General features: G+C 65.2%; 20 protein-coding genes. 7 read left to right on the forward strand and 13 right to left on the reverse strand.

Annotated features, from left to right (window positions below; genetic code table 11):
• Positions 1-13: 13 nt before the first annotated feature.
• The 11 genes from pstA to KTJ87_RS05505 all read right to left on the reverse strand — a co-directional run bounded on the left by pstA (position 14) and on the right by KTJ87_RS05505 (position 14,011).
• Positions 14-1,345, reverse strand: a complete 1,332-nt coding sequence (gene pstA / locus KTJ87_RS05455) for a phosphate ABC transporter permease PstA (protein ID WP_267138087.1) — start codon at positions 1,343-1,345, stop codon at positions 14-16.
• The gene (gene pstC / locus KTJ87_RS05460; protein ID WP_267138088.1) at positions 1,342-2,805 is read right to left on the reverse strand and encodes a phosphate ABC transporter permease subunit PstC; all 1,464 of its coding nucleotides are present in this window, start codon (positions 2,803-2,805) and stop codon (positions 1,342-1,344) included. Before pstC ends, pstA begins: the two co-directional genes overlap by 4 nt.
• A gap of 91 nt (positions 2,806-2,896) precedes the next feature.
• On the reverse strand, positions 2,897-3,943 hold the full coding sequence (locus KTJ87_RS05465) for a substrate-binding domain-containing protein (protein WP_267138089.1): 1,047 nt from the start codon (positions 3,941-3,943) through the stop codon (positions 2,897-2,899).
• Positions 3,944-4,296: 353 nt separating this feature from the next.
• Positions 4,297-5,181, reverse strand: a complete 885-nt coding sequence (locus tag KTJ87_RS05470; protein WP_267138090.1) for a 2-oxo acid dehydrogenase subunit E2 — start codon at positions 5,179-5,181, stop codon at positions 4,297-4,299.
• A gap of 12 nt (positions 5,182-5,193) precedes the next feature.
• Entirely contained in the window at positions 5,194-6,618 is a 1,425-nt protein-coding gene (locus tag KTJ87_RS05475; RefSeq protein ID WP_267138091.1) for an NAD-dependent succinate-semialdehyde dehydrogenase, read from the reverse strand.
• Between the two features lie 14 nt (positions 6,619-6,632).
• Entirely contained in the window at positions 6,633-7,949 is a 1,317-nt protein-coding gene (locus KTJ87_RS05480) for a biotin/lipoyl-containing protein (RefSeq protein ID WP_267138092.1), read from the reverse strand.
• Positions 7,939-8,934: an alpha-ketoacid dehydrogenase subunit beta gene (locus KTJ87_RS05485; protein WP_267138093.1), complete on the reverse strand. Its 996-nt coding sequence runs from the start codon at positions 8,932-8,934 to the stop codon at positions 7,939-7,941. Before KTJ87_RS05485 ends, KTJ87_RS05480 begins: the two co-directional genes overlap by 11 nt.
• A gap of 21 nt (positions 8,935-8,955) precedes the next feature.
• Positions 8,956-9,933, reverse strand: a complete 978-nt coding sequence (locus tag KTJ87_RS05490; RefSeq protein ID WP_267138094.1) for a thiamine pyrophosphate-dependent dehydrogenase E1 component subunit alpha — start codon at positions 9,931-9,933, stop codon at positions 8,956-8,958.
• 80 nt (positions 9,934-10,013) lie between these two features.
• Positions 10,014-11,312, reverse strand: a complete 1,299-nt coding sequence (locus KTJ87_RS05495; RefSeq protein ID WP_267138095.1) for a M24 family metallopeptidase — start codon at positions 11,310-11,312, stop codon at positions 10,014-10,016.
• Between the two features lie 103 nt (positions 11,313-11,415).
• On the reverse strand, positions 11,416-12,222 hold the full coding sequence (locus KTJ87_RS05500; RefSeq protein ID WP_267138096.1) for an SDR family NAD(P)-dependent oxidoreductase: 807 nt from the start codon (positions 12,220-12,222) through the stop codon (positions 11,416-11,418).
• A gap of 10 nt (positions 12,223-12,232) precedes the next feature.
• Entirely contained in the window at positions 12,233-14,011 is a 1,779-nt protein-coding gene (locus tag KTJ87_RS05505) for an extracellular solute-binding protein (RefSeq protein ID WP_267138097.1), read from the reverse strand.
• Positions 14,012-14,269: 258 nt separating this feature from the next.
• Between KTJ87_RS05505 and KTJ87_RS05510 the strand changes: the two genes are divergently transcribed.
• From KTJ87_RS05510 to KTJ87_RS05540, 7 genes are all read left to right on the forward strand, one after another.
• The gene (locus KTJ87_RS05510) at positions 14,270-15,232 is read left to right on the forward strand and encodes a sugar ABC transporter substrate-binding protein (protein WP_267138098.1); all 963 of its coding nucleotides are present in this window, start codon (positions 14,270-14,272) and stop codon (positions 15,230-15,232) included.
• Between the two features lie 89 nt (positions 15,233-15,321).
• Positions 15,322-16,119, forward strand: coding sequence for an SDR family oxidoreductase (locus KTJ87_RS05515; protein WP_267138099.1), 798 nt, complete (start codon positions 15,322-15,324; stop codon positions 16,117-16,119).
• A gap of 42 nt (positions 16,120-16,161) precedes the next feature.
• Positions 16,162-17,136: an ABC transporter permease gene (locus KTJ87_RS05520; protein ID WP_267138100.1), complete on the forward strand. Its 975-nt coding sequence runs from the start codon at positions 16,162-16,164 to the stop codon at positions 17,134-17,136.
• Positions 17,137-17,147: 11 nt separating this feature from the next.
• On the forward strand, positions 17,148-18,140 hold the full coding sequence (locus tag KTJ87_RS05525; RefSeq protein WP_267138101.1) for an ABC transporter permease: 993 nt from the start codon (positions 17,148-17,150) through the stop codon (positions 18,138-18,140).
• Positions 18,137-19,693, forward strand: a complete 1,557-nt coding sequence (locus tag KTJ87_RS05530) for a sugar ABC transporter ATP-binding protein (protein ID WP_267138102.1) — start codon at positions 18,137-18,139, stop codon at positions 19,691-19,693. Before KTJ87_RS05525 ends, KTJ87_RS05530 begins: the two co-directional genes overlap by 4 nt.
• 128 nt (positions 19,694-19,821) lie before the next feature.
• Entirely contained in the window at positions 19,822-20,649 is an 828-nt protein-coding gene (locus KTJ87_RS05535) for an ion transporter (protein ID WP_267138103.1), read from the forward strand.
• A gap of 224 nt (positions 20,650-20,873) precedes the next feature.
• Positions 20,874-21,929: a DUF475 domain-containing protein gene (locus tag KTJ87_RS05540; RefSeq protein WP_267138104.1), complete on the forward strand. Its 1,056-nt coding sequence runs from the start codon at positions 20,874-20,876 to the stop codon at positions 21,927-21,929.
• Between the two features lie 14 nt (positions 21,930-21,943).
• On the opposite strand, the gene KTJ87_RS05545 is transcribed toward KTJ87_RS05540, so the two are convergent.
• A complete protein-coding gene (locus KTJ87_RS05545) occupies positions 21,944-22,966 on the reverse strand; it encodes a cyclase family protein (protein WP_267138105.1) in 1,023 nt (340 codons plus the stop codon).
• Positions 22,963-24,084, reverse strand: a complete 1,122-nt coding sequence (locus KTJ87_RS05550; RefSeq protein ID WP_267138106.1) for an NAD-dependent epimerase/dehydratase family protein — start codon at positions 24,082-24,084, stop codon at positions 22,963-22,965. The genes KTJ87_RS05545 and KTJ87_RS05550 overlap by 4 nt, the downstream gene beginning before the upstream one ends.

Below are 24,084 nucleotides of genomic sequence, written 5' to 3' on the forward strand. Positions count from 1 at the left end.
TGCCTCCAGGGAATTACCAGCGACGCTCGAAGCGGCGGCGGAGAATGATGGCGAGGACGTTCATCGCCAGAAGGAAGACGAGCAGCACGATGATGCCGCCCCAGGCCTTTTCGTAGAACGCCTGATCGGCCCGCGCGGCCCAGGTGTAGATCTGGGCGGGCATGGCCGAGTTTGCATCGGTAAAACCGCTCACGATCCCGTCGGGATATTCGCGGGCGACGAAGCCGACCATGCCGATCAGCAACAGAGGTGCCGTTTCACCCAGCGCCTGCGCAAGGCCAATGATCGTTCCGGTCAGGATGCCCGGCATCGCCAGCGGGAGAACGTGGTGGAACACCGACTGCATCTTGGACGCCCCGACGCCAAGTGCGGCGCTGCGGATCGACGGCGGCACCGCCTTGAGCGAAGCGCGGGTCGAAATGATGATCGTCGGCAGCGTCATCAGGGTCAGCACAAGGCCCCCGACCAGCGGCGCCGACTGGGGCAGACCGGCAAGCTGGATGAACACGGCAAGGCCAAGGATACCGAACACGATGGACGGGACGGCGGCGAGGTTCGAGATGTTCACCTCGATCAGGTCGGTCCACCGGTTCTTGGGCGCGAATTCCTCAAGATAGATCGAGGCGGCGACGCCGATTGGCAAGGCCAGCATAAGCACCACCAGCATCATGAAGAACGAGCCGATGACCGAAGCCCCGATCCCTGCGCCACCAGGGTTGTCCACGCCAGCGTCCTTGCCCGTCACGAAGGTCCAGTTGAATTGCTGCTTCATGATCCCGACGTCGGCAAGCACGTCGACGATGTCGAGGTCCTCGGCATTGAGAAAGCGGCTGTTGGACAGGTCTTCACGGGTCACGCGCCCCTTGAAGTAGCCATCGACGCGCGACGACGCCCCGAGCGAGAAGGTCACGGGCTGACCAAGCTGGTCCTCGTTCGCACGGAAGTAGGTGCGAAGCGTGTTTCCGGCCTGTCCGACGATCCGGTCGATGGCGCTTTCGTCGAACGGCACCTCGACTCCGCGCTCGCTCAGGTTCTCGCGGAAGGCCGTCACCAGGAATTCCTTGTAGGCGGCGGTCTTGAGAACCTTGCTCTCGGCGTCGTTGTACTGCTCTTCGGTCAGGGTGAATTCAAGTTCGACCACGGTCTGCGTGAAGGCGGGCAGGCCGTTGCGCAGGATCGAGGCTGCCAGCACCACCAGAAAGAACACACCGATGAGGATCGCGATGATCCCGTAGGCCTTGAACCGGGCTTCGGCGGCGTTGCGCTGCTTGGTCCGCGCATCCGGCGCCATGAGTGAGTTCTTGCGCTGCGGGGTTGCGGGGCCGTCCATGTTGGTATCGGTCATTCGTATTGCTCCCGGTATTTCCGCACGATGTAGAGGGCGAAGACATTGAGGCCGAGCGTGATGACGAACAACGTCATCCCGAGCGCGAAGGCGACAAGCGCCTCGGGGCTGTTGAAGTCCGAGTCCCCGGTCAACTGGCTGACGATCTTGGCGGTGATCGTCGTCATCGCTTCGAACGGGTTGAGGGACAGGCGTGCGGCGGCCCCCGCACCGAGAACGACGATCATCGTCTCGCCGATGGCGCGCGAGGCCGCCAGCAGGATTGCGCCGACGATGCCGGGAAGCGCCGCGGGAAGGATCACTTGCCGGATGGTCTCGGACTTGGTTGCGCCAAGCCCGTAAGAGCCGTCGCGCATCGCCTGCGGGACCGAGTTGATGATGTCGTCCGACAACGAGGACACGAAGGGGATCAGCATGATGCCCATCACCAGGCCCGCGGTCATCACCGATGTCGCCGACCGCATCCAGCCGACGCCGTCATCACCGAACACGACCATCAGGATCGGCCCGACCGTCAGCAGCGCGAACAGCCCGTACACGATGGTCGGGATACCGGCGAGAATTTCGAGCGCCGGCTTGGCAATGGCGCGCACCGGCTTGCTGGCGTATTCGGACAGGTAGATCGCCGCGAACAGTCCGATGGGCACGGCCACCGCCAGTGCGATGAGCGAGATATAAAGCGTGCCCCACAAGAGCGGCCAGATCCCGAGGGACGATCCGCCTCCGAACGACGGCTGCCACGTCAGGCTCAAGAAGAAATCGGCCGCTGGATAAATCCTGAAGAATTCGATGGTGTTGAAGATCAGCGACAGCACGATGCCGACGGTCGTGAGGATGGCGATGGACGCGGCGCCGATCAGAAGAAGCCTCACGCCGCCTTCGACGACATTGCGCGCCCGGAACCCGGCGACGCTTTCGCGCAAGCCAAAGGCGATACCGCCAAGCGCGGCCAGCGCCACGACGACGGACATGGCGATCGAACCGATACGGTTGAGGGTGCGGAACTCCTGCGCGGCGCGGAGGGTCTCGGGCGTGACCGCCGACCCAAGCGCCACGCCCGCCTCGTTGATGCGCTGCGTCACGTTGGTGAATTCGGTGCGGATGTCGAAGGCTTCCTTGCGGGTCAGGCTGCCTTGCGCCACCGCGGCGTCGAGACCGTCGGCGACCCGGCGCACGTCCGACATGAACAGGCCCATACTGGAGCCGCTGGCGACCACGTTCTCGGGCACGTTCGCGACGACCGCGCGGCTCACGACAATCGGCTGCACCAGAAGCCACACCAGAAGGATCAGCAGGCTTGGCACGATGACTTTCATCGCGACGTTGGTGCCGTAGTACGAAGGCAACGAATGCAGCTTGCGGCTATCGCCGCCTGCGCTTTGCAAGGCGCGGCCCCGCCCGAGCACATAGCCTGCAGCCGCGATCGCAAGCACGGTCAGAACGATCCAGGAAAGTGGCATCTTGTGCCCTCGTTGTATTTCGGATTGGCCCAAAAGGCGAGTGGGGACGGCGGTTACGCCGCCCCCGATAATCCTGCGAACTTGCGCTGGATTACATTTCTTCCGACATCGTGGTCTCGTTCGCAACCTTTTCCTGGGTCGCGGCGAGTTCGGGGTCGGACACGAGGCCGTAGTTGGCGAGCGGGCCGTTCGGACCTGCGATTTCATCCGACACGAAGAAGGATGCGTACTCTTTCAGGCCGGGGATCACGCCGATGTGGGCCTTCTTGACGTAGAAGAACAGCGGGCGCGAGACGGGGTATTCGCCGGACGAGATGGTGTCGGTGTTCGGCGCGACGCCGCCCATGGTGGCGACCTTCAGCTTGTCGGTGTTGTTCTCGTAGAACGACAGGCCGAACACGCCAAGGCCATCGGGGTTGGACTCGATGCGCGCCAGCGTCTCGGTGTAGTCGCCGTCGATGTCGACCGATGCGCCATCGGCGCGGACGGCGATGCATGCATCCTCGGCATCGTCTTCGCTCATGCCGGTGGCGACCATGGCTTCCATGGCACCGCTGACTTCGCAGCCCACGCGCAGCACGTTTTCTTCAAAGACTTCGCGGGTGCCGTGCTTGGTGCCGGGGATGAAAGCAGCAATCTCGACTGCCGGAAGATCGGCGTTCACGTCGGCCCAGGTGGTGTTCGGGTTTGCGACCATCGCGCCATCGACGGGCAGTTCAGCGGCAAGCGCGTTGAACCAGTCGGTCGCTTCGAACGCGGTGAATTCCGGGCCGTTGATCTGGCTGGCAAAGACGATGCCGTCATAGCCGATGCGGACTTCGATGATGTCCTCGACGCCGTTGGCGGCACAGGTTTCAATCTCGCTCTCGCGGATGGCGCGCGATGCGTTCGCGATGTCGACGGTGTTCTCGCCGACGCCTTCGCAGAAGCGTGCGAGACCAGCCGAGGAGCCACCGGATTCGACGACGGGCGTCGGGAAATCGGTGTTGGCGCCATAGGCTTCTGCGACGATCGAGGCGTAGGGCAGGACGGTCGAGGAACCGGCGATCTGCACGTTGTCACGGCTCTGAGCGGCAACAGCGGTTGCGGAAACCGCGGCCAGAGCAAACGCCGAAGCGGAAATCTTGAGATAGGACATGAGTACTCCCAGGTTTTTGAGTAGGCCATGAGTCGGCGGCCATGGGCGCACAATTAGGGGGCCGCTGTGACGCTAATGAAAAGGTTTTGTAACGCTTTAATGACAGCCGCCGACGAACGGGGGATCACGGCGGGCTGCTGCCGACGCGAGTTCTGTTTTATCAATGCGGATCAATACTTTGCCCTCCATCGTCCGATGCGGCAAAGGGGTGCGTCGGCTGGCTTTTGACGTCGGGACACGGCCCGCGACGGTGGGCGCGGACCGAATCGGCTTCGCTGCGGCGCACACTGCAACAGGAGGCGCACCGAGTTAAATCCGGGCGCCCGCCGGGTGATCTTGCCGAGATATGGTGACTAAAGCGCCAGCGCCCGCGGATCGGCGATCAGGCCGCACAGATGCGCCATGAACCGCGCCGCATCGGCGCCGTTGATGACCCTGTGATCGTAGGACAGATCGAGCGGCACCATTGGCACCGGGCGCGGCGTGTCGCCGTTCCAGACCGTGATGGTCTCGGTGCGGGTGATGCCCAGAATCGCCACCTCGGGCGGGTTCACGATGGGCGAGAACGCCGTGCCGCCGATGCCGCCGAGGTTGGTGATCGTCATCGACGCGCCGCCCATCTCGTCCGGGCCGATCTTGCGCGCCTGTGCGCGCGTGGCAAGGTCCGCGATCTCGGTCGCGATCTGCCACAGCCCTTTGCGGCCCGCATCGCGGATCACCGGCACCATCAGGCCATGTTCGGTGTCCACCGCGATCCCGATGTGAACGTAATCCTTGAGGATCAGGCTTTCGCCATCCGCCGACAGCGACGCGTTGAAGCGGGGAAAGCGCCGCAGCGCGCGGGCGAGGGCGGCGACATGGAAGGCCAGCGCCGTCAGCTTGACGCCGCGCTCCTGCGCTTCGGGCTTCCACAGCTTGCGCAGCGCCTCGATGGCAGAGACATCGGCACGGTCATGGTGGGTGACGGCGGGGATATGCGTCTGCGCGGCGCCAAGATTGCGCGCAGCGACCTTGGCGAAGCGGCTGAGAGGCTCGGACGTCACGGAGCCGAACTGCGCGTGGTCCACATCCCAGAAGGCGCTGGTCGCGGGCGCGTCCGGCTGGCTGCGGGACGCTGCGGCGTCCAGATCCTCGGCGCCGATGGTCTGGCGGCCAAGGTCTTGCGCTAGGCGGTCGATGTCGACGCCCTTTTGCCGGGCGATGCGGCGGACGGACGGGCTGGCGATGGTGTCTGACATGGGGCGCCTCCGTTACCAGCTGGCCGAGATGTATTGCGTTTCCATGAATTCGAGCATGCCCTCATGCCCGCCTTCACGCCCCAGCCCCGATTGCTTGGTGCCTCCGAACGGCGCGGCGGGGTCGCTGACCAGCCCGCGGTTGAGGCCCACCATGCCGTAATCCAGCCGCTCGCAGACCTGCAGGGCGCGCTTGAAATCCTCGGAAAACACATAGGCGACCAGACCGTATTCGGTGGCATTGGCGCGGGCGATGACGTCGTCCTGATCCGTGAAGGTCTGGATCGCGGCGACGGGGCCGAAGATCTCGTCATGGACGCAGTCAGCGGTCTCGGGGACGTTCGACAGGACGGTAGGCGGATAGAAGTATCCCTTGCCGTCCGGCACCGTGCCGCCGCACTCAATCTTCGCGCCCTTGGCCACGGCGTCGGCGACGAACTCTGCCACCTTGTCGCGGGTGCTGGCGTTGACCAGCGGGCCGACATCGACCGACGGATCGGTGCCGTCGCCGACCTTGAGCGCGGACATGGCGGCGCTCAGCCGGCGGGTGAACTCGTCTGCCACGGCCTCGTGGACGTAAATGCGGTTCGCCGCCGTGCAGGCCTCGCCGAGGTTGCGCATCTTGGCCAGCATGGTGCCCTCGATCGCGGTGTCCATGTCGGCGTCGTCGAACACGATGCAGGGCGCGTTTCCGCCCAGTTCCATCGCGGGTTTCAGCACCTGATCGGCGGCGGATTTCAAGAGCGTCCGCCCGACCCCGGTGGACCCGGTGAAACTGACCACCCGCACGCGCGGATCGTGCAGCATGTGATCGACCAGCGCGCCGGTTTTCTTCGACGGCAGGACGTTCACCAGACCCTTCGGCACGCCTGCCTCTTCCAGAAGCGGCATCAGCGCCAGCATGGTCAGGGGCGTTTCCGACGCGGGCTTGATGATGACGCCGCAGCCCGCCGCCAGCGCGGGCGCGATCTTTCGCGTGCCCATCGCGGCGGGGTAGTTCCACGGCGTGATCAGTACCGCCAGACCGGCGGGCTTGTGCTGCACGATGATCCGGGCGACGGATGCAGGCGCGCGGGTGATCAGGCCATCGGCGCGCACCGCTTCTTCGGCGAACCAGCGGAAGAACTCGGCGGCATAGGTCGCCTCGCCCTTGGCATCGGTTCCGGCCTTGCCGTTCTCCAGCGTGATGAGATGCGCGAAGTGGTCCAGCCGCGCGGTCATCAACTCCCACGCCTTGCGCAGCACTTCGGAGCGTTGGCGCGGCGTGCGCGCGGCCCAGTCGGCCATCGCGCGTTCGGCCGCATCGAGGGCTGCGTCGGCGTCCGCGATGTCGGCGGAGGCGACCGAGGCGAGCACCTCTTCCGTGGCCGGGTTAATGACGTCGAAGCGTTCGGCCGACGTTTTCCATGTGCCGTCGATGTAGAGATCGGTGAAATCCATGTCGGTCCTCGCTGTCAGAGCAGGGCGCGCAGCGGCTGGTGCAGCCGGTCCGCGAATTCGGAAAGAAGCGTCAGGGCGGCGGCGCCATCCAAAGCGTCCGCCGGGCATTCCAGCGTCACGGTCAGGCCGTCGCCCTGTGTCATCAGGGTCAGCACCGGCACATCCTCGGGGCCAAGCGTGACCGACCGCACCGCAGAGCCGCGCAGGTCGCGCAGGATCAGGTGCGGTGCGTTGTCGGTTGCGGTAACGTCGGACAGGCCGAGCCCGCCAACACTGTAAGCTTGCCGTGTCCCGCGCCGTTCGATCGCCACGCAGGTTGCGTCGGCCCCGGCAGCACGCAGGCAGGAGGCGGCGAGCCCCGCCAGCAGCGCCTTGGCGTCGGTCAGCCCATGCGCCTCGGCTGCCCAGTTGGCAAAGGCGGCAAAGCCATCGTCGGGAACCTGTGCCGTGGCGTGACGGGCAGGGGCCGCGCCTTGGAGCGACGGGCCTGCGGCCTTGGCGGGCATCGCGCGCAACGTGTCCAGATCGCGGACGTGGTAGGGCTGGGGGTGTCCCGCCTCGGCCAGCCGCGCCAGATCGAGCCCCTGTTCCAGCGCCAGCCGCCGTGCCTTGGGCGAGGCGAGGATGCGCCCGCCGGGGGCAGGTGCAGGTGCAGGCTTTGGCGTCTCGCGCGGGGCGGGTGGCGGAGCCTTTGCCTCGGCCGGCGCCGCGGGGGCAGGGGCGGCATCCGCCACCGAGCGGGCCACCGGCGCGTCCGGCTTGTCATTCGAGATGATCGCGACCGTCTGGCCGACCGGCACCGCGTCGCCGTCCTGCGCCAGTGTTGCCGCCAGAAAGCCGTCGGCCCCGGCGGGAACCTCCATGGTGGATTTGTCGGTCTCGACCTCGAACAGCGGATCATCTGCGCTGACCGCGTCGCCCGGCTCTTTCAGCCACGCCACCAGAATCCCGCTGTCCTGCGCCATGCCAAGCTGCGGCATGGTCACGGCGCGGCCTTCGGGCAGGGCGTCGTCCTCCTGCGCGGGGGCTTCAGCCTTGTCCTTAGCGGGCGGCGGTGCGTCATCCTCGGCGCTGTCGGAAATCCGCGCGATGACCTGCCCGACGGGCACGTCGTCGCCTTCGCCTGCCGCGATGCTGGTGAGATAGCCGCTCGCCTGCGCCTCGACCTCCATCGTCGCCTTGTCGGTCTCGACCTCGAACAGCACGTCACCCTTTGCCACCGCGTCGCCCTGCGCCTTCAGCCAGGCGACGATGCGCCCAGTGTCCTGCGCCATGCCAAGCTGCGGCATCGTCACGTCACGCCGCGTGAAACCTTCGCTTTCACGCTGCATGGATCATCTCTCCGCCGCACAGCTTGCGCGCAGCCTCGACGACCGCTTGCGGCGTCGGCACCGTCAGATCCTCGAGCGCGGGCGAGAACGGCACCGGCACGTCCATCGCGCCCATCCGCATCACCGGGGCGTCGAGATGGTAGAACGCCTTTTCGTTCAGGCGCGACGCGATCTCGGATGTCACTCCGTAGCTTTGATGGCCCTCGTCGATGACGATGGCGCGGCTGGTTTTCTTGACGCTCTCGATCAGCGTGGCCTCGTCCAGCGGCACGATGGTGCGCGGGTCGATGACCTCGGCCTCGATGCCTTCCTGCGCCAGTGCCATTGCGGCCTTTTCGGCCACCTGCACCATCGAGGACGTGGCGATCAGGGTGATGTCGCGCCCCTCACGCTTCACAAAGGCCTCGCCGAAGGGGATAAGGTATTCCTCTTCGGGCACCGGCGCCTTGTCCTGATACATCAGCTTGTCTTCAAAGATCACGACCGGGTTGTTGTCGCGGATCGCGGTCTTCATCAGGCCCTTGGCCTCGTAGGCCGAGGACGGCATCGCCACTTTCAGCCCCGGAATATGCGCCACAAGCGCCTGCAATGATTGCGAATGCTGCGCGGCGGACCGGCGCGTTGCGCCCATGTTGGTGCGCAGGACCATCGGCACGGTCAGCTTGCCGCCCGACATGTAATGCTGCTTGGCCGCCTGATTGCAGAGCTGGTCCATCACCAGATAGATGAAATCGCCGAACATCAGATCGACGATGGGCCGCGCGCCGGTCATCGCGGCACCGACGGCCAGCCCGACGAAACCGGGTTCCGAGATGGGCGTGTCGATGATCCGCTCGGTGCCGAATTCCTCGACCAGTCCCGACAGCACCTTGAAGGGCGTTCCGGCCTCGGCCACGTCCTCGCCCATCAGAAAGACCGTGGGATCGCGGCGCATTTCCTCGGCGATGGCCTCGTTGACGGCCTGGGACAGGGTGATCTCTCGCATGGTGGTCCTCCTCAGGCCTCGTCAGGCCGCGTAGACGTGCATGTCCACTTCGGACACATCGGGGTAGGCGGCGGCCTCGGCATAAGCGACGGCCTCGGCGGCATCCTTCTCGATCTCGGCGTTGATCGCGTCGATCTCGTCTTCCGAGGCGATGCCTTCGCTGACCAGATGCGCGCGGAAGCGGATGATCGGGTCGCGGTTGTCCTTCCAGTCCTTTTCCTCATCCTTGGACCGGTAGTATTCGCGGTTGATGTCGCCGACGTGGTGGCCGTGGTAGCGGTAGGTCATAAGTTCGATGAAAAACGGCCCTTCGCCCTTGCGGGCCCGCGCCACCAGCTTTTGCGCCAGCGCGTTGACGGCCATGACATCCTGTCCGTCGACCTGATGCGCCTCAATGCCAAAGGCTTCGGCACGTGCGGTGATCGAGCCTGCGGCGATCTCCTCGGTCTTGGTGTATTCGGAATAGCCGTTGTTCTCGCAGGCGTAGATCACCGGCAGCTTCCAGAGTGCTGCCATGTTCATGACCTCGTACCATAGCCCCTGCGCCGTCGCGCCGTCACCGAAGAAGCAGACGGTGACATCGTCCGAGCCTTGCAGTTTCGCGCGCAAGGCAGACCCAGTGGCGATGCCCATGGACCCGCCGACGATGGCGTTAGCACCAAGGTTGCCGTGGCTCTGGTCGGCGATGTGCATCGAGCCGCCCTTGCCCCGGCAATAGCCCTCGGCCTTGCCCAGAAGCTCGCAGAACATCTCCTTGAACTCCGCCCCCTTGGCGACGCAGTGCCCGTGCCCCCGGTGGGTCGAGGTGATGCGGTCATCGTCGGTCAGCGCCTCGCAGATGCCCACGGCGACGGCTTCCTCGCCGGAATACATGTGCGTCAGCCCCGGCATCTTGGCCGAGAGATACAGCTGGTTCGCGTTGTCCTCGAAGGTGCGGATGCGCACCATCTGGCGGTACATGCGCAGGTAGTCTTCGGTGTTGGTCTTGGCCTTGGCCATGGTGGTCCTCCAAGAGGGGGGAGGCGGGGTGAACCCCGCCCTACAACGGTCCGTAGGGCGGGATTTATCCCGCCGCACCGTCAGTAACGGTTGGCGATGGGCAGCTCTTCGGCAGGGAACAGGCTGATGACTTCGCAGCCGTTTTCCGTCACCACGACCTCTTCCTCGATCCGGGCGGCGGAATAACCGTCGGTCGCGGGGCAATAGGTTTCGAGCGCAAAAACCATGCCGGTCTTGATTTCCATCGGGTGTTCAAGGCTGACCGCGCGGCTGATGATCGGGCGTTCGTGCAGCGCCAGCCCAAGCCCGTGGCCGAATTGCAGGCCGAACGCCGCGTCCTCGTTGGGAAAGCCCAGCGATTCCGCCGTCGGCCAGACCTCGGCCACCTTGTCGGTGGTCACGCCGGGCTTGATCATCGCGATCGAGGCGTCGATCCATTCGCGCGCCTTCACGTAGGCGTCGTTCTGCACCGGTGTCGCGCGGCCCACGTTGAAGGTCCGGTAGTAGCAGGTGCGATAGCCCTGATAGCTTTGCAGGATGTCGAAGAAGCACTGATCGCCGGGCCGGATCAGCCGGTCGGTGAAGTTGTGCGGGTGCGGATTGCACCGCTCGCCCGAAATCGCGTTGATCGCCTCGACGTCGTCGCTGCCCATCTCGTAGAGCATCTTGTTGGACAGCGCGACGATGTCGTTCTCGCGGATGCCCGGTTTCAGTTCCTCGTAGATCATGTGGTAGACGCCATCGACCATCGCGGCGGCCTGCGTCAGAAGCTGGATCTCGTCCCAGTTCTTGATCTCGCGCGCCGCCAGCATGATCTGCTGGCCGTCGACAACCTTGATGCCTTCCTCTTGCAGCGCGTGGAACATGGCGGTCTCGGCATAATCGACGCCGACCGGCATGTCGGCCATGCCTGCGTCCTTGATGAGCTGCGCGATCATCTTGGCGTACTTGCGCATCAACCCGAATTCGGGCGGGATCGTGCCGCGCATGCCGACGACACCGGCAAGGCAGTGGTCAGGCTCCAGCCAGTCGGAATGGCGCTTGTGGTGAACGGCGGCCGAGCCGAAATCCCAGACATACGGGGAATCGTCGCCCGTCAGCAGGCAGAAGCGGCACATCTTGTCCCGCTCCCATTCACCGATCTTGGTCGCGCTGACGTAGCGGATGTTGTTCACGTCGAACAGAAGCAGCGACCCGGCCTGCGAGTTCTGCAGCGACTGCCGGGTGCGGGCCAGCCGGTAGCGGCGCAGGCGGTCGTGGTCGATCCGGCGCTCGAAATCCACGGACATGTGGCCCGAGGCGGGCAGGCGGTCGCGCCATTCCCAGTTCGGCTCCAGGTCCTGCGGGGTCAGCAGGTTCGGCATCAGGGCGCGCGTCATGGGCAAGTCCTCCCTTCGGCGCACCGCGCGGGGCGCACCGGTCAAGTGTCGTGTCAGGTGGTGGGGGCGCGGCACCCGCGCCCCCGTGGGTGTCACCAGGGCGTCACTGGATGCACCAGCCGCCGTCGATGTGGATCATCTGGCCGGTCATGTAGTCGCTGTCGTGGCTGGCCAGGAAAGACGCGGTGCCGACGATGTCGTCCGGGTAGGACACCCGCTTGATCTGCAGCGCGTCGCGCGCGATGTCCTCGTAGGCCTGGCCTTCCTTCTGCTTGAAGCCGATCTCCACCAGGTCCTTGTCCAGTTGTTCCCACAGCGGCGTGACCACGACGCCCGGCGCATAGCCGTTGACGGTGATGTTGTGTTCGGACAGGGCGATGGCGCCGCAATGGGTCAGCGCGAGGCAGCCGTATTTCGAGGTGCAGTAGACGGTCACGTCCACCAGCGGCTTGCGCGATGCGATGCTGCCCACGTTGATCAGCTTGTAGGGCGTATCCTGCGGGCCCTGCGCGATCATCTGGCGCGCGGTCTCCTGCATCCCAAGCCACATCGCCTTGGTGTTGACGTTCATGATCATGTCCCAGTTGTCTTCATCGATATCCATGAAGAACCGGGGCTTGTTCAGGCCCGCGTTGAACAGGCCGACGTTGATCGAGCCGAACGCCTCGACCGTGGCGGCGACGGCGGCGGCGTTGTCGGCGCGGCTGGTGACATCCATCCGCACCGCAACGGCCTTGCCGCCTCCGGCCGCATTGATCCGGTCCGCAACCTCCTGCGCGGCATCCTGGTCAAGATCGCCAAGGCAGACATTCGCGCCCTGTGCGGCGAAATGCTCGGCATTGGCGGCACCCATGCCGCGGGCGGCGCCGGTGATCAGGATGTTCTTTCCGGTCAGGCGATTGGGGTCCATGGTTTCCTCCCTAGGTGTCGGTCGTGGTCATTGTGGCTTCGGCGCGGGCCTGAACCCGGGCGAGCGCCTCGCGCGGGGTCACGAGACCGCGCAGCATGTCGTGCAGCTCGTGTCCGCAGATGTGGATGATGTCCGAGATCTGCGGGATCGGCGGACGCGGCCAGAATTGCAGCTCGTCGCGCCAGGACATCTGGTCCACCGTCTCGAAGATCGGCGACAGGCGCCGCACCTCGGGGTCGGCGCCCACCGAATAGCGGGGCGCGGTGCGGCTGCCGTTCTGGGCGTAGACCTTTTGCGCCGCGGGCGAGGTGAAGGCGACGAGCGATTCCACCGTGTCCTCGATGCGATCCTCGGCAAGATTGGACGGCACGCACAGCACATAGCCGCCCACGGGCGCGATCGGCCGCCCCTTGGGGCCGTGCGGATGCGGCAGATAGCCGGTGTTGCCGTGCGCCGGGCAGGTCTCGTCCAGCTCGAAATAGGGGGCGAGCAGGGTGTAGCCGTAGGCCATCGCGACCTTGCCGGCCGCATAGGGGCGCACGCGTTCATACCAGGACATCGACAGGATGTCGGGCGGCGAGAACTCCATTAGCGTCATGAGGTAGTCCGCCGCCGCAAGCGCGCGGTCGGTGTCGAGCGTGGGACGCAGCGCGCGGCCTTCGATCTGGTCAGCGTCATAGCCGCCCGCGTGCTTCGGCAGGTCCACGATGGGCTGGCCGAAGGCGGCGCAGGTCATCATGAAGGTGTGGCCCAGCGCGGTGCCGCGTGCCGCGTTCCACGCAACGCCATAGCGCCCGTGGCGCGGATCGTGGAAATGGCGCGCGGCCTCGATCACCTGGTCGGTGGTGCTGGGCGGCTCCAGCCCTTCGGCGGCGAACCAGTCCTTGCGGAAGAACATCAGTTCGGGCGTCGTCTGGCTGGGCACGCCGTAAGGCACGCCGTTCCAGTGTGCGGCACGCCATCCGGCGGTGTGGAAGTCGGCGGGGTCAAGCCGCGATACGTCCATGATCTCGGGCAGGGGGCGGATCACGCCGCTGCGCACGAACTCGCCCACCCAGGGCAGATCGACGGCGATCAGGTCGTAGCGGCTTTTCGGACGCTCCGCATTGCGCAGCGCCTCGATGCGCAACCGGTCGATCGAGAACGCGCGCTGCTGGATGTCGGCGCCGATGATCTGCTCGAAGTGGCGCTTGAGGTTCTCCATCACCATGAAGGTCGGATCGCTGTGCACCAGGATGCGCAGGCCGCCCGGCATCTTGACCGGTTGCGGCAACGCGCGCGGCGGCGGGATCATCGCGGTGCCCGGCTGATACGATCCGCCGAAGTAGTAGTCGCGCGCGCCCTCGGCGGCGCCGGGTCCGGCAAAGGCGGCGGTGGCGATGCGGTCGATGCGGTCGGACAGTTGCTTGAAACGGTCGAGCAGAAGCGCGCTGGGATGCAAGGAAAAGCTTTTGCCGGTGCGGGTGCGCGGGCGTTGTTCGACCAGCCCCGCCGCCTGGATCTCGGCCAGCCTGCGCATCGCCGTGGCATAGGGAACGCCCGACGAGGCCACCAGCGACGAGGGCGACACCAGCCGTCCCTCCAGATGCCCCCGCAGCAGGTTCAGGATCATGCTGAGATGCGGGTTCGGGGTGTTGGGGTCGAGCGAGGTGTCGATCTCGACCATCAATTCGCCCAGGAACCCCACAACGCGATCCAGCTCGGGCTCGGGGCCCGCAGTCGGCGGGGCAGGGCGCGCTTGCGCCAATTCCCGTCCGATATGGATATTTCTTGATGCGGTCGCGTGCATGGCGGGGGTGTCTTTACCGGTCCTGGCGGGTTTGGGGGGCGTCTTCATTCCGATTATCCTGATAATGTCCAGATTGAGGGCGTGCCGACATGCCCCATTTGTCCAAGCTGGATACCAGAATATCCAACATGGATAAATCGAGGGTGACTCCGGGACGGAGAATCGCGCTGGATAGGAACAGATTGCATCGGGCTGTGGCTCGGGCTGGGAGGACAGCAGCAATCGCAGAACAATGAACCCAAGGGAGGGGATATACCTATGAAACTCACATTCGGTGCAGTTCTTGCCACCACCACCGCCATCTCGGGCGCGGCCTTTGCCGCGTCGCACAGCGACACGATGACCATCGGCATCACGCAGAACAACGTCGGCGTGGACAGCTACCAGACCACCTATGAGCAGGCGTTCATCGCGGCCGCCGAGGCCAATGACATGGTCGAGACGGTCGTTCTGGATGCAGGCGGCGACGTGGCGCGGCAGATCGCGCAGATGGAAGACCTGATCCAGCAGGAAGTCGATGCCATCATCATCTGGCCGACCAACGGCGAGGCGGTCATTCCCGCCGTGCGCAAGGCCAGCCAGGCCGGGATCCCGGTCATCGTCACCAACTCGAACATCGCCGAGCAGGGCTTTGATTTCGTGGCCAGCTTCTCGGGGCCGGACAACATCACGCAAGGCTCGCGCTCGGCAGAGATCATGTGCGACCGCTTCAAGGATCTCGGCATCGACGGCGAAGCGCGGGTCGTGCAGATCTCGGGTCAGCCCGGCTACACCACCGCGATCGAGCGCGCGCAGGGCTTTGAAGAGCGTCTGCCCGAGGTTTGCCCCGACGTGACGCTGGTCGAGACCCAGCCGGGCGACTGGAACCGCGAGAAATCGCAGCAGGTGATGGAAGCGTTCCTCGTCAAGTATGACGACATCGATGGCGTCTATTCGGGCGATGACAACATGGGCGTCGGCGCTCTGAACGCGGCCAAGGCGGCCGGGCGCGCGGGCGACATCACCTTCGTCGGGGCCACCAACTTTGCCGTCGGATACGAGGCGATGGCTGCAGGTGACTACTGGGGCTCGATCTACCAGTCGCCGGTCGACGATGCCGAGGCCGCGCTTCAGACCGCCATCGACGTGCTGAACGGCGAAGAGGTTCCGTTCCTGAACTACTTCGACACGCCGAAGATCACGCAGGACAACATGGACGAGTTCACCAAGCCCGTATTCTAAGTTCCTCCCCTGGACACGCGCGGGGCCCTGGTGCCTCGCGCGTGTCCTTTTTCCTCAACGCATACAAGAAGACCGAGGGGAGGGACGGCATGGGCCGTGTTTCGGGTCGCTCGTGCATCGTCACGGGCGCAGCGCAGGGGATCGGACGCGCCATCGCCGAGGATCTCCTGGATGAGGGCGCCGACGTCTGCTTTGCCGACGTGAATGCCGCCAAGGTCGCCGAAGTGGCAGAGTGCAACGCGGCCCGCGCGCGGGCAGGCGGCGGGCGCATCACGCATTCGGTCGTCGATGTCACCAACCGCGAGATGGTCCGCGCGATGATCGCCCACACCGTCGATCGCTTCGGCAAGCTGGACGTGAAGTTCAACAATGCCGGTGTGAACAGGCCGATGAACTTTCTCGACGTGACCGAGGCGAACTGGCACTTCATCATGGACATCAACGGCTTGGGCTGCCTGATCGGCATGCAGGAAGCCGCGCGCCAGATGATCGCGCAAGGCTCCGGCGGCAAGATCGTCAACACCGCCTCGATCGCCAGTCGGCAGGGCTTTGACAACGTGGCGCCCTATTGCGCCAGCAAGTTCGCCGTGGTCGCGCTGACCCAGTCCGGCGCGCGCGACCTTGCCAAGCATGATATCACGGTGACGGGATTTGCCCCGGGTGTCGTCGCGACCGAAATGTGGGAGCAGGTCGACCGCGACCTGATGGAGATCGGTGCGGCAGACCGGCCAGGGCAGGCGATGGACGAGTTCTCGTCCGAAATCCTGCGCGGGCGCGTGGCGACACCGGCGGATATCACCGGAACGACGACGTTCCTCGCGTCTGCGGCCAGCGACTACATGACCGGCCAGATCGTGATGATCGACGGGGGCATGACGCTGGTCTGACGCGCTGCGACAGGCGCCGCTGCCATTTTGGGAGGGAAAGGCATGGCTGAACTGACGAAATCCGGCGTCGCCGGAGTTCTTGCGCGACAGGGCATCCTGATCGCCTTCGTGATCTTCATGGTGGGGTTCGCCATCGCGAACCAGCGGTTCATCGCCGTCGACAACGTGTTCGGCGTGATCCGGTCCTCGGCGATCCTTGGTGTCATGGCGCTTGGCGTGACCTTTGTCGTCATCGGCGGCAACCTGGACCTGTCGGTCGGCTCGATGATGTCGTTCTCGACCATCGTGGTGCTGGACCTGCACGACAAGCTTGGCCCCGCGCTCGCCATACCGGCGATGTTCGCGCTGACCCTGCTGCTGGGCGCCTTCATCGGGTTCCTCGTGGGGTATCTCAAGCTCAATTCGCTGATCGTGACGCTGGGGATGCTGTCGGCGATCCACGGGCTGACGCTGACCTGGTCGGGCGGCAAGAACATGGACATCGCGGACAAGTCGGGCACCTGGTTCGGCTTCTTCGGGCAGGGGTCGGTCATGGGCATTCCGATGCCGATCCTGATGTTCGCCGGGCTTGCCGCGGTGCTGGGCATCGTGCTGGCGCGCACGCCGTTCGGCCGCAAGGTCTATGCCGTTGGCGGCAACGGGACGGCGGCGACATTCTCGGGCGTGCCGCGTGCGCGGGTGGTGTTCACCACCTACCTTCTTTCGGCGTTCTGTGTCGCGACTGCGGGTCTGATGCAGGCCAGCCGGTCGATGGGAAGCCAGAACACCGTCGGGCAGGGGATGGAGCTTGAGGTTCTGGCCGCCGTGATCCTGGGCGGCGCATCGCTGCTGGGCGGGTCGGGCACGATCTTCAAGACCGTGATCGGTGTGCTGATCCTCGGCTTCATCCAGAACGGACTTCTTCTGGTCGGGCTCGAATTCTACGTCCAGTACGTCGTGACCTGGACGATCATCATCCTCGCGGTCTGGCTGGACATCGCTGCAAAGCGGGGCCGTCTCTGGTCCCCGATCGCATAGGGGCGGATGGCATGAACAAGGAAACACTCATCAAGCAAGGCGGCATCTGGGTCTTCATCCTGGTCGAGCTTGCGTTCTTCTCGATCGCCGGAGAGTTCCTGTCGGTCACGGACGTGGCCTTCATGGACTACGGCAACATGCTGCTGCTTCTGAAGCAATCCGCGCCCATCGGGATCATCGCGCTTGGCATGACCATCGTGATGATAAACGGCAACATCGACCTCAGCGTCGGCGCGACCTTTGCGCTGGCCGCCATCGTGCTTCTGGACAGCATGACATGGCCCTTCATGCAGGCGCTTGGCGACTGGGCGATCCCGCTGGCGTGGCTGTTCGCGCTTCTGACCGGAACGGTACTGGGCGCGATCAACGGGCTGATCGTTTGGAAGACGGGGGTCGACGCCTTCATCGTCACGCTGGGCGCGATGCTGGGCTACCGCGGCCTTGTGTTCATGTACAACGGCGAGCAGCCGACGAGCCATCTCAACTGGACGCTGGTGGATTTCGCCGAGGCGCAGTTCCTGGGGCTGCACACCGCAACCTGGTTCCTGCTGGGGGCGGCGCTGGTCCTGTGGCTGGTGATGACGCGCACCGTGCATGGCCGCAACGCCTATGCCATCGGCAACAACCGCGAGGCGGCGGTGAATGCCGGTATCCGCGTGGGTCCGCATTTCCTGTGGAATTTCATGCTGATCGGCTTTCTCGCCGCGCTGTCGGCGGTGGTGTTCTATTCGGAATCCGGGTCGGTGAACCCCAATGACGGAATGCTCTACGAGCTGTGGGCGATCACCGCGGTCGTGCTGGGCGGCACCAAGCTGACGGGCGGCTATGGCTCGATCATCTCGACGCTGGGCGGGGTCATCGCGATCCAGCTTCTGCGCAAGGGCCTTGGGCACATCGGCGCGGACACCGAAACGGTGAACCTCGTGATCGGCCTGATCCTGATCGCTGTGCTGTTCCTCGACCGGCAGCTTAACCGGCGTGGCAAGGAGGAATTGAAGACATGACCGACCAGACCCCCGCCCTGCGGCTTGAAGGCATCGTCAAGACGTTCCCCGGCGTGCGCGCGCTTGACGATGTGTCCTTTGCCGTCATGCCCGGCGAAGTGCACGCCCTGATGGGCGAGAACGGCGCCGGAAAGTCCACGCTGATGAAGGTGCTTGGCGGCATCCACCAGCCGGACGAGGGGCGCATCTTCATCGACGAAGAGGCGACGGTGATGACCTCGCCGATCCAGGCCAAGGCGCGGGGGGTGGTGTTCATCCACCAGGAGCTCAGCCTTGCGGACGAATTGTCGGTGGCCGAGAACATCTTTCTTGGAGAGTTGCCGCGCAAGACCCTCGGGCGCGTCGACTGGGCGGCGCTCTATGCCCGGACCGACGACATCCTTGGCAAGCTGAACGTGGGATTCAACGCCCGCACGCGTGTCGGCGAGTTGTCCATCGCCAACCAGCAGATGGTCGAGATTGCCCGCGCGCTGACCGTCGATCCCCGCGCGGTGATCTTCGACGAGCCGACCGCATCGTTGACCGATGCCGAAAAGGTCGTGCTGTTCGACGTGATCGCGGACCTCAAGGCGCGCGGCGTGGGCATCGTCTATATCTCGCACCGGATGGAAGAGATCTTCAAGATCACCGACCGGATCAGCGTTCTGCGCGACGGGCAGTATCGCGGAACCCTGAACACGTCCGAGACGGACGAGGACGAGGTGACGCAACTGATGATCGGGCGCAGTCTCGATCTGTCGCGCAACCATGCCCACGCCGAACTTGGCGAGGTGGCGATCGAGGTGCGCGGTCTGTCCTGCGGCAAGGTGTACCGCGACATCAGCTTTTCGGTGCGGCGCGGCGAGGTCGTGGGGTTCTACGGGCTGGTCGGCGCGGGACGGACCGAGATCGCCGAGACGATATTCGGCCTGCGCGATCCCGATGCCGGCGCGATCTATCTGGACGGCAAGGAAGTGCGCATCGCCTCGCCCATCGACGCGATCCGTCACGGCATCTCGCTGGTCCCCGAGGACCGCAAGGGGCAGGGGCTGGTCTTGGGGATGAACTGCCGGGACAACATGACCCTGCCGCAGGTCGACGACATGACGTCTTCGGTCTTCGTATCCGAACGCGCCGAGCTGTCGATCTTCGATCACTACAAGGACAAGCTGGACATCCGCACGCCGGGCTGGCGGCAGACGGTGGGGAACCTGTCGGGCGGCAATCAGCAGAAGATCGTGATCGGCAAGTGGCTGTCGATGAACCCCAAGCTGCTGATCGTGGACGAGCCGACGCGCGGCATCGACGTCGGGTCGAAAGCCGAGATTCACAACCTGATCCGCGATCTGGCCACGCAGGGCTATGCGGTGATCGTCATCAGCTCGGAAATGCCCGAGGTGCTGCACCTGGCCGACCGTGTCGTGGCGATGCACCAGGGCCGCATCGTGCGCGAGTTCACCGCCGAGGAAGTGACCGAGGACAGCCTGATCCAGGCAATTTCGGGCATCGGCGGGAACGGCGCGGCACAAGCGGATGTGACCGCGCAAGACGCAGGCTGCTCCCGGCCTCATTGATCTGGCAGAGCACACCGCACGAATGCTAAGGCACGGCTTGGGCTGAAGGATCGGGAATGCCCCCGATTCCGGCGCCCGTCCTTCATGCCGCGCCGCCGCCTTGGCGGGCCATTCCGAGTGTGACCCTGATGACCGACCACAGCGCGCCCGACCACGACTCCCTGCGCGGCCGCGTCGCCCGCTTTGTGGACCGCAGGGCCGTGCAGAATTTCATCCTTGGCGTGATCCTGTTCAACGCCATCGTGCTGGGGCTTGAGACCTCTGCCACCGTGATGGACCGCGCCGGGCCGCTTATCCTTGCGCTCGACACGATCTGCCTTGGCATCTTCGTGGTCGAGCTTGCGCTGAAGCTGTTCGCGCGCGGCCGGAGGTTCTTTCGGAACGGCTGGAACATCTTCGATTTCGTGATCGTGGCGATCTCTCTCGCGCCCGCCGCGCAGGGCCTCAGCGTCTTGCGCGCGCTGCGCATCCTGCGGCTGCTGCGGGTGGTGTCAGTGGCGCCGTCGCTGCGCCGCGTGGTCGAGGGGCTGGTGAACGCGCTTCCCGGCATGGGATCGGTGTTCCTGCTGATGGGGATGCTGTTCTACATCGGCGCGGTGATGGCGACCAAGCTGTTCGGCGACGCCTTTCCCGACTGGTTCGGCACGCTGGGGCGGTCGGGCTACACGCTGTTCCAGATCATGACGCTGGAAAGCTGGTCGATGGGCATCGTGCGCCCGGTGATGGAGGCATATCCCTATGCCTGGATGTTCTTCGTGCCCTTCATCGTGGTCACGACCTTTGCCGTAGTGAACCTTCTGGTCGGTCTCATCGTGAACTCGATGCAGGATGCCCACCACGCGGAATCGAACGAGAAGACCGACAGCTACCGCGACGAGGTGCTGGCCCGCCTGACCGAGATCGAGACGCTGCTGAAGTCCGGCGGTACCGACAGCAAGCCGCCTGGACGAGGCTGACCGGGCTTGCGTCGGCGCCAGTTCGGCGTAGGGTGCGGCTGCGGATCAGAGGCGGCGTTCTTGCCTCTTCAACGGTTTGACCGCACCGAGTGACCGGGCCCCTCTGGCGGGCGTCTGCGACGCGCCCGTGATGTCGGCACTCGACCGAAACCTGTCGCCGAGGCTTGGCACCGCTGGATTGACGCGCCCCACGACGGGGCGCCCCGGCACGCCACAATCACATCATGGCAGACCACAACGCCGCCGCCCGCGTCCGGTCCGGGCACTCGTATTTCATCTGGCCGGGGATCGTCACCGTCCTTGGCCTCGCGCTGGGCGGGGCCATTGGCTACGCCTATACAGGCACCGTGGCGGGGTTCCTCGAATTCCTGTTCATCTGCTCGGTGCTCGCGGTTCTCGAGATTTCGCTCAGCTTCGACAATGCGATCGTGAACGCCAACAAGCTCAAGACGATGCGCCCCGAATGGCAACGGCGCTTTCTGACCTGGGGCATCCTGATCGCGGTGTTCGGCATGCGGATCGTGTTTCCGCTGCTCGTCGTCTGCATCGCCGCACGGATCGGCCCTATCGACGCCGTGGTCCTGGCGGCATCAGAGCCGCAACGCTACAGCGCCCTCATGGAAGAGGCGCACCTGCCGATCACCGCCTTCGGCGGCACCTTCCTGATGATGGTCGCGCTGTCGTTCTTCTGCGATGCGGACAAGGACGTGCACTGGTTCGGTTGGCTGGAGCGGCGGTTGACCGGGTCGGGCGGCTTGCGGTCGGGCGAGGTGCTGCTGACGCTTGTGGTCATCACGGTGTTCTCGCGGCTGCTGGGGCCGGACAAGGCGGACACCTTCCTCTACTGCGCGGTGCTGGGCCTCATCACCTTCCTGCTGGTCGAGGCGCTGGGCACGATCATCGACAAGCAATCCACGACGACGGCAGCGGCGCAGGGCGGCCTTGGCGCGTTCCTCTACCTTGAAGTGCTGGACGCCTCGTTCTCGTTCGACGGGGTGATCGGGGCCTTCGCGCTGTCGACGAACCTGTTCATCATTGCCATCGGTCTGGGCATCGGCGCGATGTATGTGCGGTCGATGACGATCTTCCTTGTCGATCGCGGCACGCTGTCAGAGTACCGGTTTCTCGAACACGGCGCGTTCTACGCGATCTTTCTGCTGGCGATCATCATGTTCGCGCAGTCCATCGTGCATGTCCCCGAGGTCATCACCGGGTTGATCGGCGCGGCGATCATCCTTTTCGCGCTCTACCGGTCCCTGAAGGAGAAGCGGGACCGGTAGGCGCTGTCACGCGGTCACACGGTGGCGACGGGCGTGACGGGAGAGCCGACCGAGCCGGGCAGGCGCAGCGGCGGGGCGGTCAGGAAGAAGGCCGATCTGCCGTTCTCGCGCAGCCACCGCGCAAGCTCGGAAAAGTTCCACAACTCGCCCAGATGGATGCCCAGCTTGAACAGGCAGTGGTTGTGCAGCGGCAGCGCCGGGAAACGCTCGCCTTCAGGGGTGCGGGCCGGATAGGCCTCGACCGCGAAATTGTCGGCACAGATCGCCGCGATGCCGCTGTCGGTGATCCAGTTGAGAAGCCGGGTGTCGCGGCCGTCGAGCACGGCGCAGGACTTGCCCAAGACCTCGCCGTCGGGCTGTTTCTTCATCGACAGGACAAGGTCCGCAAATCCGGTGTTGAGGCACAGGAAATCGCCCTCGGCGATGTCGGTGTCGTTGCCGTCCATCGCCTTCATCAGAGCATCGTAGTCGATCAGCACCCGGTCGCGTCCGTGGCTGCGTTCCAGATCGACCATCACGCCGCGGCCCTGAACGCCAGACGCGGCAAGGTTCTCGATCCCCAGCGCGGCGGCCCCGTTCGGCCTGCCGCCGTCGTCGGGGCCAACGATGTCCTCGCCGCCGCGATAGCCGTTGTAATAGACCTTTTCCGCCTCGCCGTCGCCGTCCGCGTCGAAACGCATGCCGACATGGGCCAGCGCATCCCACTGGGTCGAATACTGGGTATACAGCGTCACCGCGTCGTCGGACACGACATCGCAGTAGCACGGCGACAGCGCGGACATGTCGAAGTTGAAGTTGTGCCCGTCGCCGCGCTTTTCGTGGTGAAAGACCGGCTCTTTGCGCAAGGGGAACAGCACGTTTCCGCCCGGATAATCGAGCGGCAGCGACAGGCAGAACGACAGCCCCTCGCGGATTTCGCGTGCGCCGCTCAGGCGGGCCTCTGGGGTCACGAGGTTCATCCGGCCGATCTGGTCGTCGGGGCCGAAATCGCCCCAGTTCGATCCCTCGGGGCGGTTCTTCCAGCGCTGTGTGGTCATGGTTTGCTCCCTTGCAACAGCCCGCGCATCTCGTCCCGGCCCGGCAGGACACGGCGGTCCTGAAGGTCGGCGATCAGCTCGCGGAACATGGTTTCGGTGTCGATGCAGTCCGCAAAACCCGCCTGACGCAGCTTGATGGTCGAGACGATCACGGGCGCAGGGGCGCGTTTCGCGCCGGTGGCAAAGGTGAAATCGGCGTAGTGGTGCGAGCGGCCCATCAGCGCGCCAAGGTCGGGCTCGGCCAGCGACAGACGTGCGGCAAGAGCGCGCCAGTCATCACCTTGGGGCGGCATCGTGTCGGCCAGCGTTTGCGGCACCTCGTCGCCCGGATCGGTCCCAAGCGCCTCTGCCAGCACCGGCCAGAGGTTCTGCCAGACGAAGACATCGCCGTTGGTGATGTTGAAGACCTCGCCGCGCGCGCTGTCCGCCTCTGCCGCCCATTGCAGCGCCCGCGCGATCAGGCGCGCGTCGACGGCTTCAAGGACATAGGCAGGCCCGCCGGGGTAGGTCAGGGGGCGCCCTTGTGCCGCCTCAAGCGCTGCGAAGGCGCCGATTACCGGAAGCACGTTCATCACCGCGCCGATGGCGTCGCCAAACACCACCTGCGGGCGCCATATCGTGAAGGCAAACCCAGCCTTCGACGCCGCCTCGCGCAAGAGATCCTCTTGCAGCCAGTAGAAATTCGCATGGTCGTGGCGCGGCCAGTGTTCGCGCGCGGGCACCGGGAAAGGGCGTATGTGTACGCCGTAAGCCTTTGTGCCCTGAAACGCCGAAACATGCGCCAGGTGCCCGGTGGACGCCAGCGGGGCCAGCAGGTTGGCCAGCATCGCGCGATTGGTTTCCATCTGGGCAGCTGATCGCCAACCGCTGACCAGATCGGGTTCCTCGTAGACGGCGGCGTAGACAAGATGCGTCACCGGATCGTCCAGCCCTGCAACCGCATCGGCGCAGGCCGCCCCGTCTGTCAGATCGAGCGACAGGTGACGATAGCTGCAGGCAACGCCGGGGCCGCGCCGCGACAGCGCCGTGACCTGCCAGCCTGCCGCCGCAAAGCGTTGCACCGCCGCACGGCCGATGACACCGGACGCGCCCGCGATCAGAACATGGGGGCGGGCCAT

Source organism: Anianabacter salinae (genome assembly GCF_019061145.1).
GTDB classification, from domain to species: Bacteria; Pseudomonadota; Alphaproteobacteria; order Rhodobacterales; family Rhodobacteraceae; genus Anianibacter; species Anianibacter salinarum.

Coding starts and splice junctions, on each gene's coding strand:
- KTJ87_RS05515 (WP_267138099.1), top strand. CDS start 15,322: ATGGGCCGTGTTTCGGGTCGCTCGTGCATCGTCACGGGCGCAGCGCAG.
- KTJ87_RS05490 (WP_267138094.1), bottom strand. CDS start 9,933: ATGGCCAAGGCCAAGACCAACACCGAAGACTACCTGCGCATGTACCGC.
- KTJ87_RS05525 (WP_267138101.1), top strand. CDS start 17,148: ATGAACAAGGAAACACTCATCAAGCAAGGCGGCATCTGGGTCTTCATC.
- KTJ87_RS05480 (WP_267138092.1), bottom strand. CDS start 7,949: ATGCAGCGTGAAAGCGAAGGTTTCACGCGGCGTGACGTGACGATGCCG.
- KTJ87_RS05540 (WP_267138104.1), top strand. CDS start 20,874: ATGGCAGACCACAACGCCGCCGCCCGCGTCCGGTCCGGGCACTCGTAT.
- KTJ87_RS05505 (WP_267138097.1), bottom strand. CDS start 14,011: ATGCACGCGACCGCATCAAGAAATATCCATATCGGACGGGAATTGGCG.
- KTJ87_RS05470 (WP_267138090.1), bottom strand. CDS start 5,181: ATGTCAGACACCATCGCCAGCCCGTCCGTCCGCCGCATCGCCCGGCAA.
- KTJ87_RS05465 (WP_267138089.1), bottom strand. CDS start 3,943: ATGTCCTATCTCAAGATTTCCGCTTCGGCGTTTGCTCTGGCCGCGGTT.
- KTJ87_RS05530 (WP_267138102.1), top strand. CDS start 18,137: ATGACCGACCAGACCCCCGCCCTGCGGCTTGAAGGCATCGTCAAGACG.
- KTJ87_RS05475 (WP_267138091.1), bottom strand. CDS start 6,618: ATGGATTTCACCGATCTCTACATCGACGGCACATGGAAAACGTCGGCC.
- KTJ87_RS05500 (WP_267138096.1), bottom strand. CDS start 12,222: ATGGACCCCAATCGCCTGACCGGAAAGAACATCCTGATCACCGGCGCC.
- KTJ87_RS05510 (WP_267138098.1), top strand. CDS start 14,270: ATGAAACTCACATTCGGTGCAGTTCTTGCCACCACCACCGCCATCTCG.
- KTJ87_RS05545 (WP_267138105.1), bottom strand. CDS start 22,966: ATGACCACACAGCGCTGGAAGAACCGCCCCGAGGGATCGAACTGGGGC.
- pstA (WP_267138087.1), bottom strand. CDS start 1,345: ATGACCGATACCAACATGGACGGCCCCGCAACCCCGCAGCGCAAGAAC.
- KTJ87_RS05520 (WP_267138100.1), top strand. CDS start 16,162: ATGGCTGAACTGACGAAATCCGGCGTCGCCGGAGTTCTTGCGCGACAG.
- KTJ87_RS05550 (WP_267138106.1), bottom strand. CDS start 24,084: ATGGCCCGCCCCCATGTTCTGATCGCGGGCGCGTCCGGTGTCATCGGC.
- KTJ87_RS05495 (WP_267138095.1), bottom strand. CDS start 11,312: ATGACGCGCGCCCTGATGCCGAACCTGCTGACCCCGCAGGACCTGGAG.
- KTJ87_RS05535 (WP_267138103.1), top strand. CDS start 19,822: ATGACCGACCACAGCGCGCCCGACCACGACTCCCTGCGCGGCCGCGTC.
- pstC (WP_267138088.1), bottom strand. CDS start 2,805: ATGCCACTTTCCTGGATCGTTCTGACCGTGCTTGCGATCGCGGCTGCA.
- KTJ87_RS05485 (WP_267138093.1), bottom strand. CDS start 8,934: ATGCGAGAGATCACCCTGTCCCAGGCCGTCAACGAGGCCATCGCCGAG.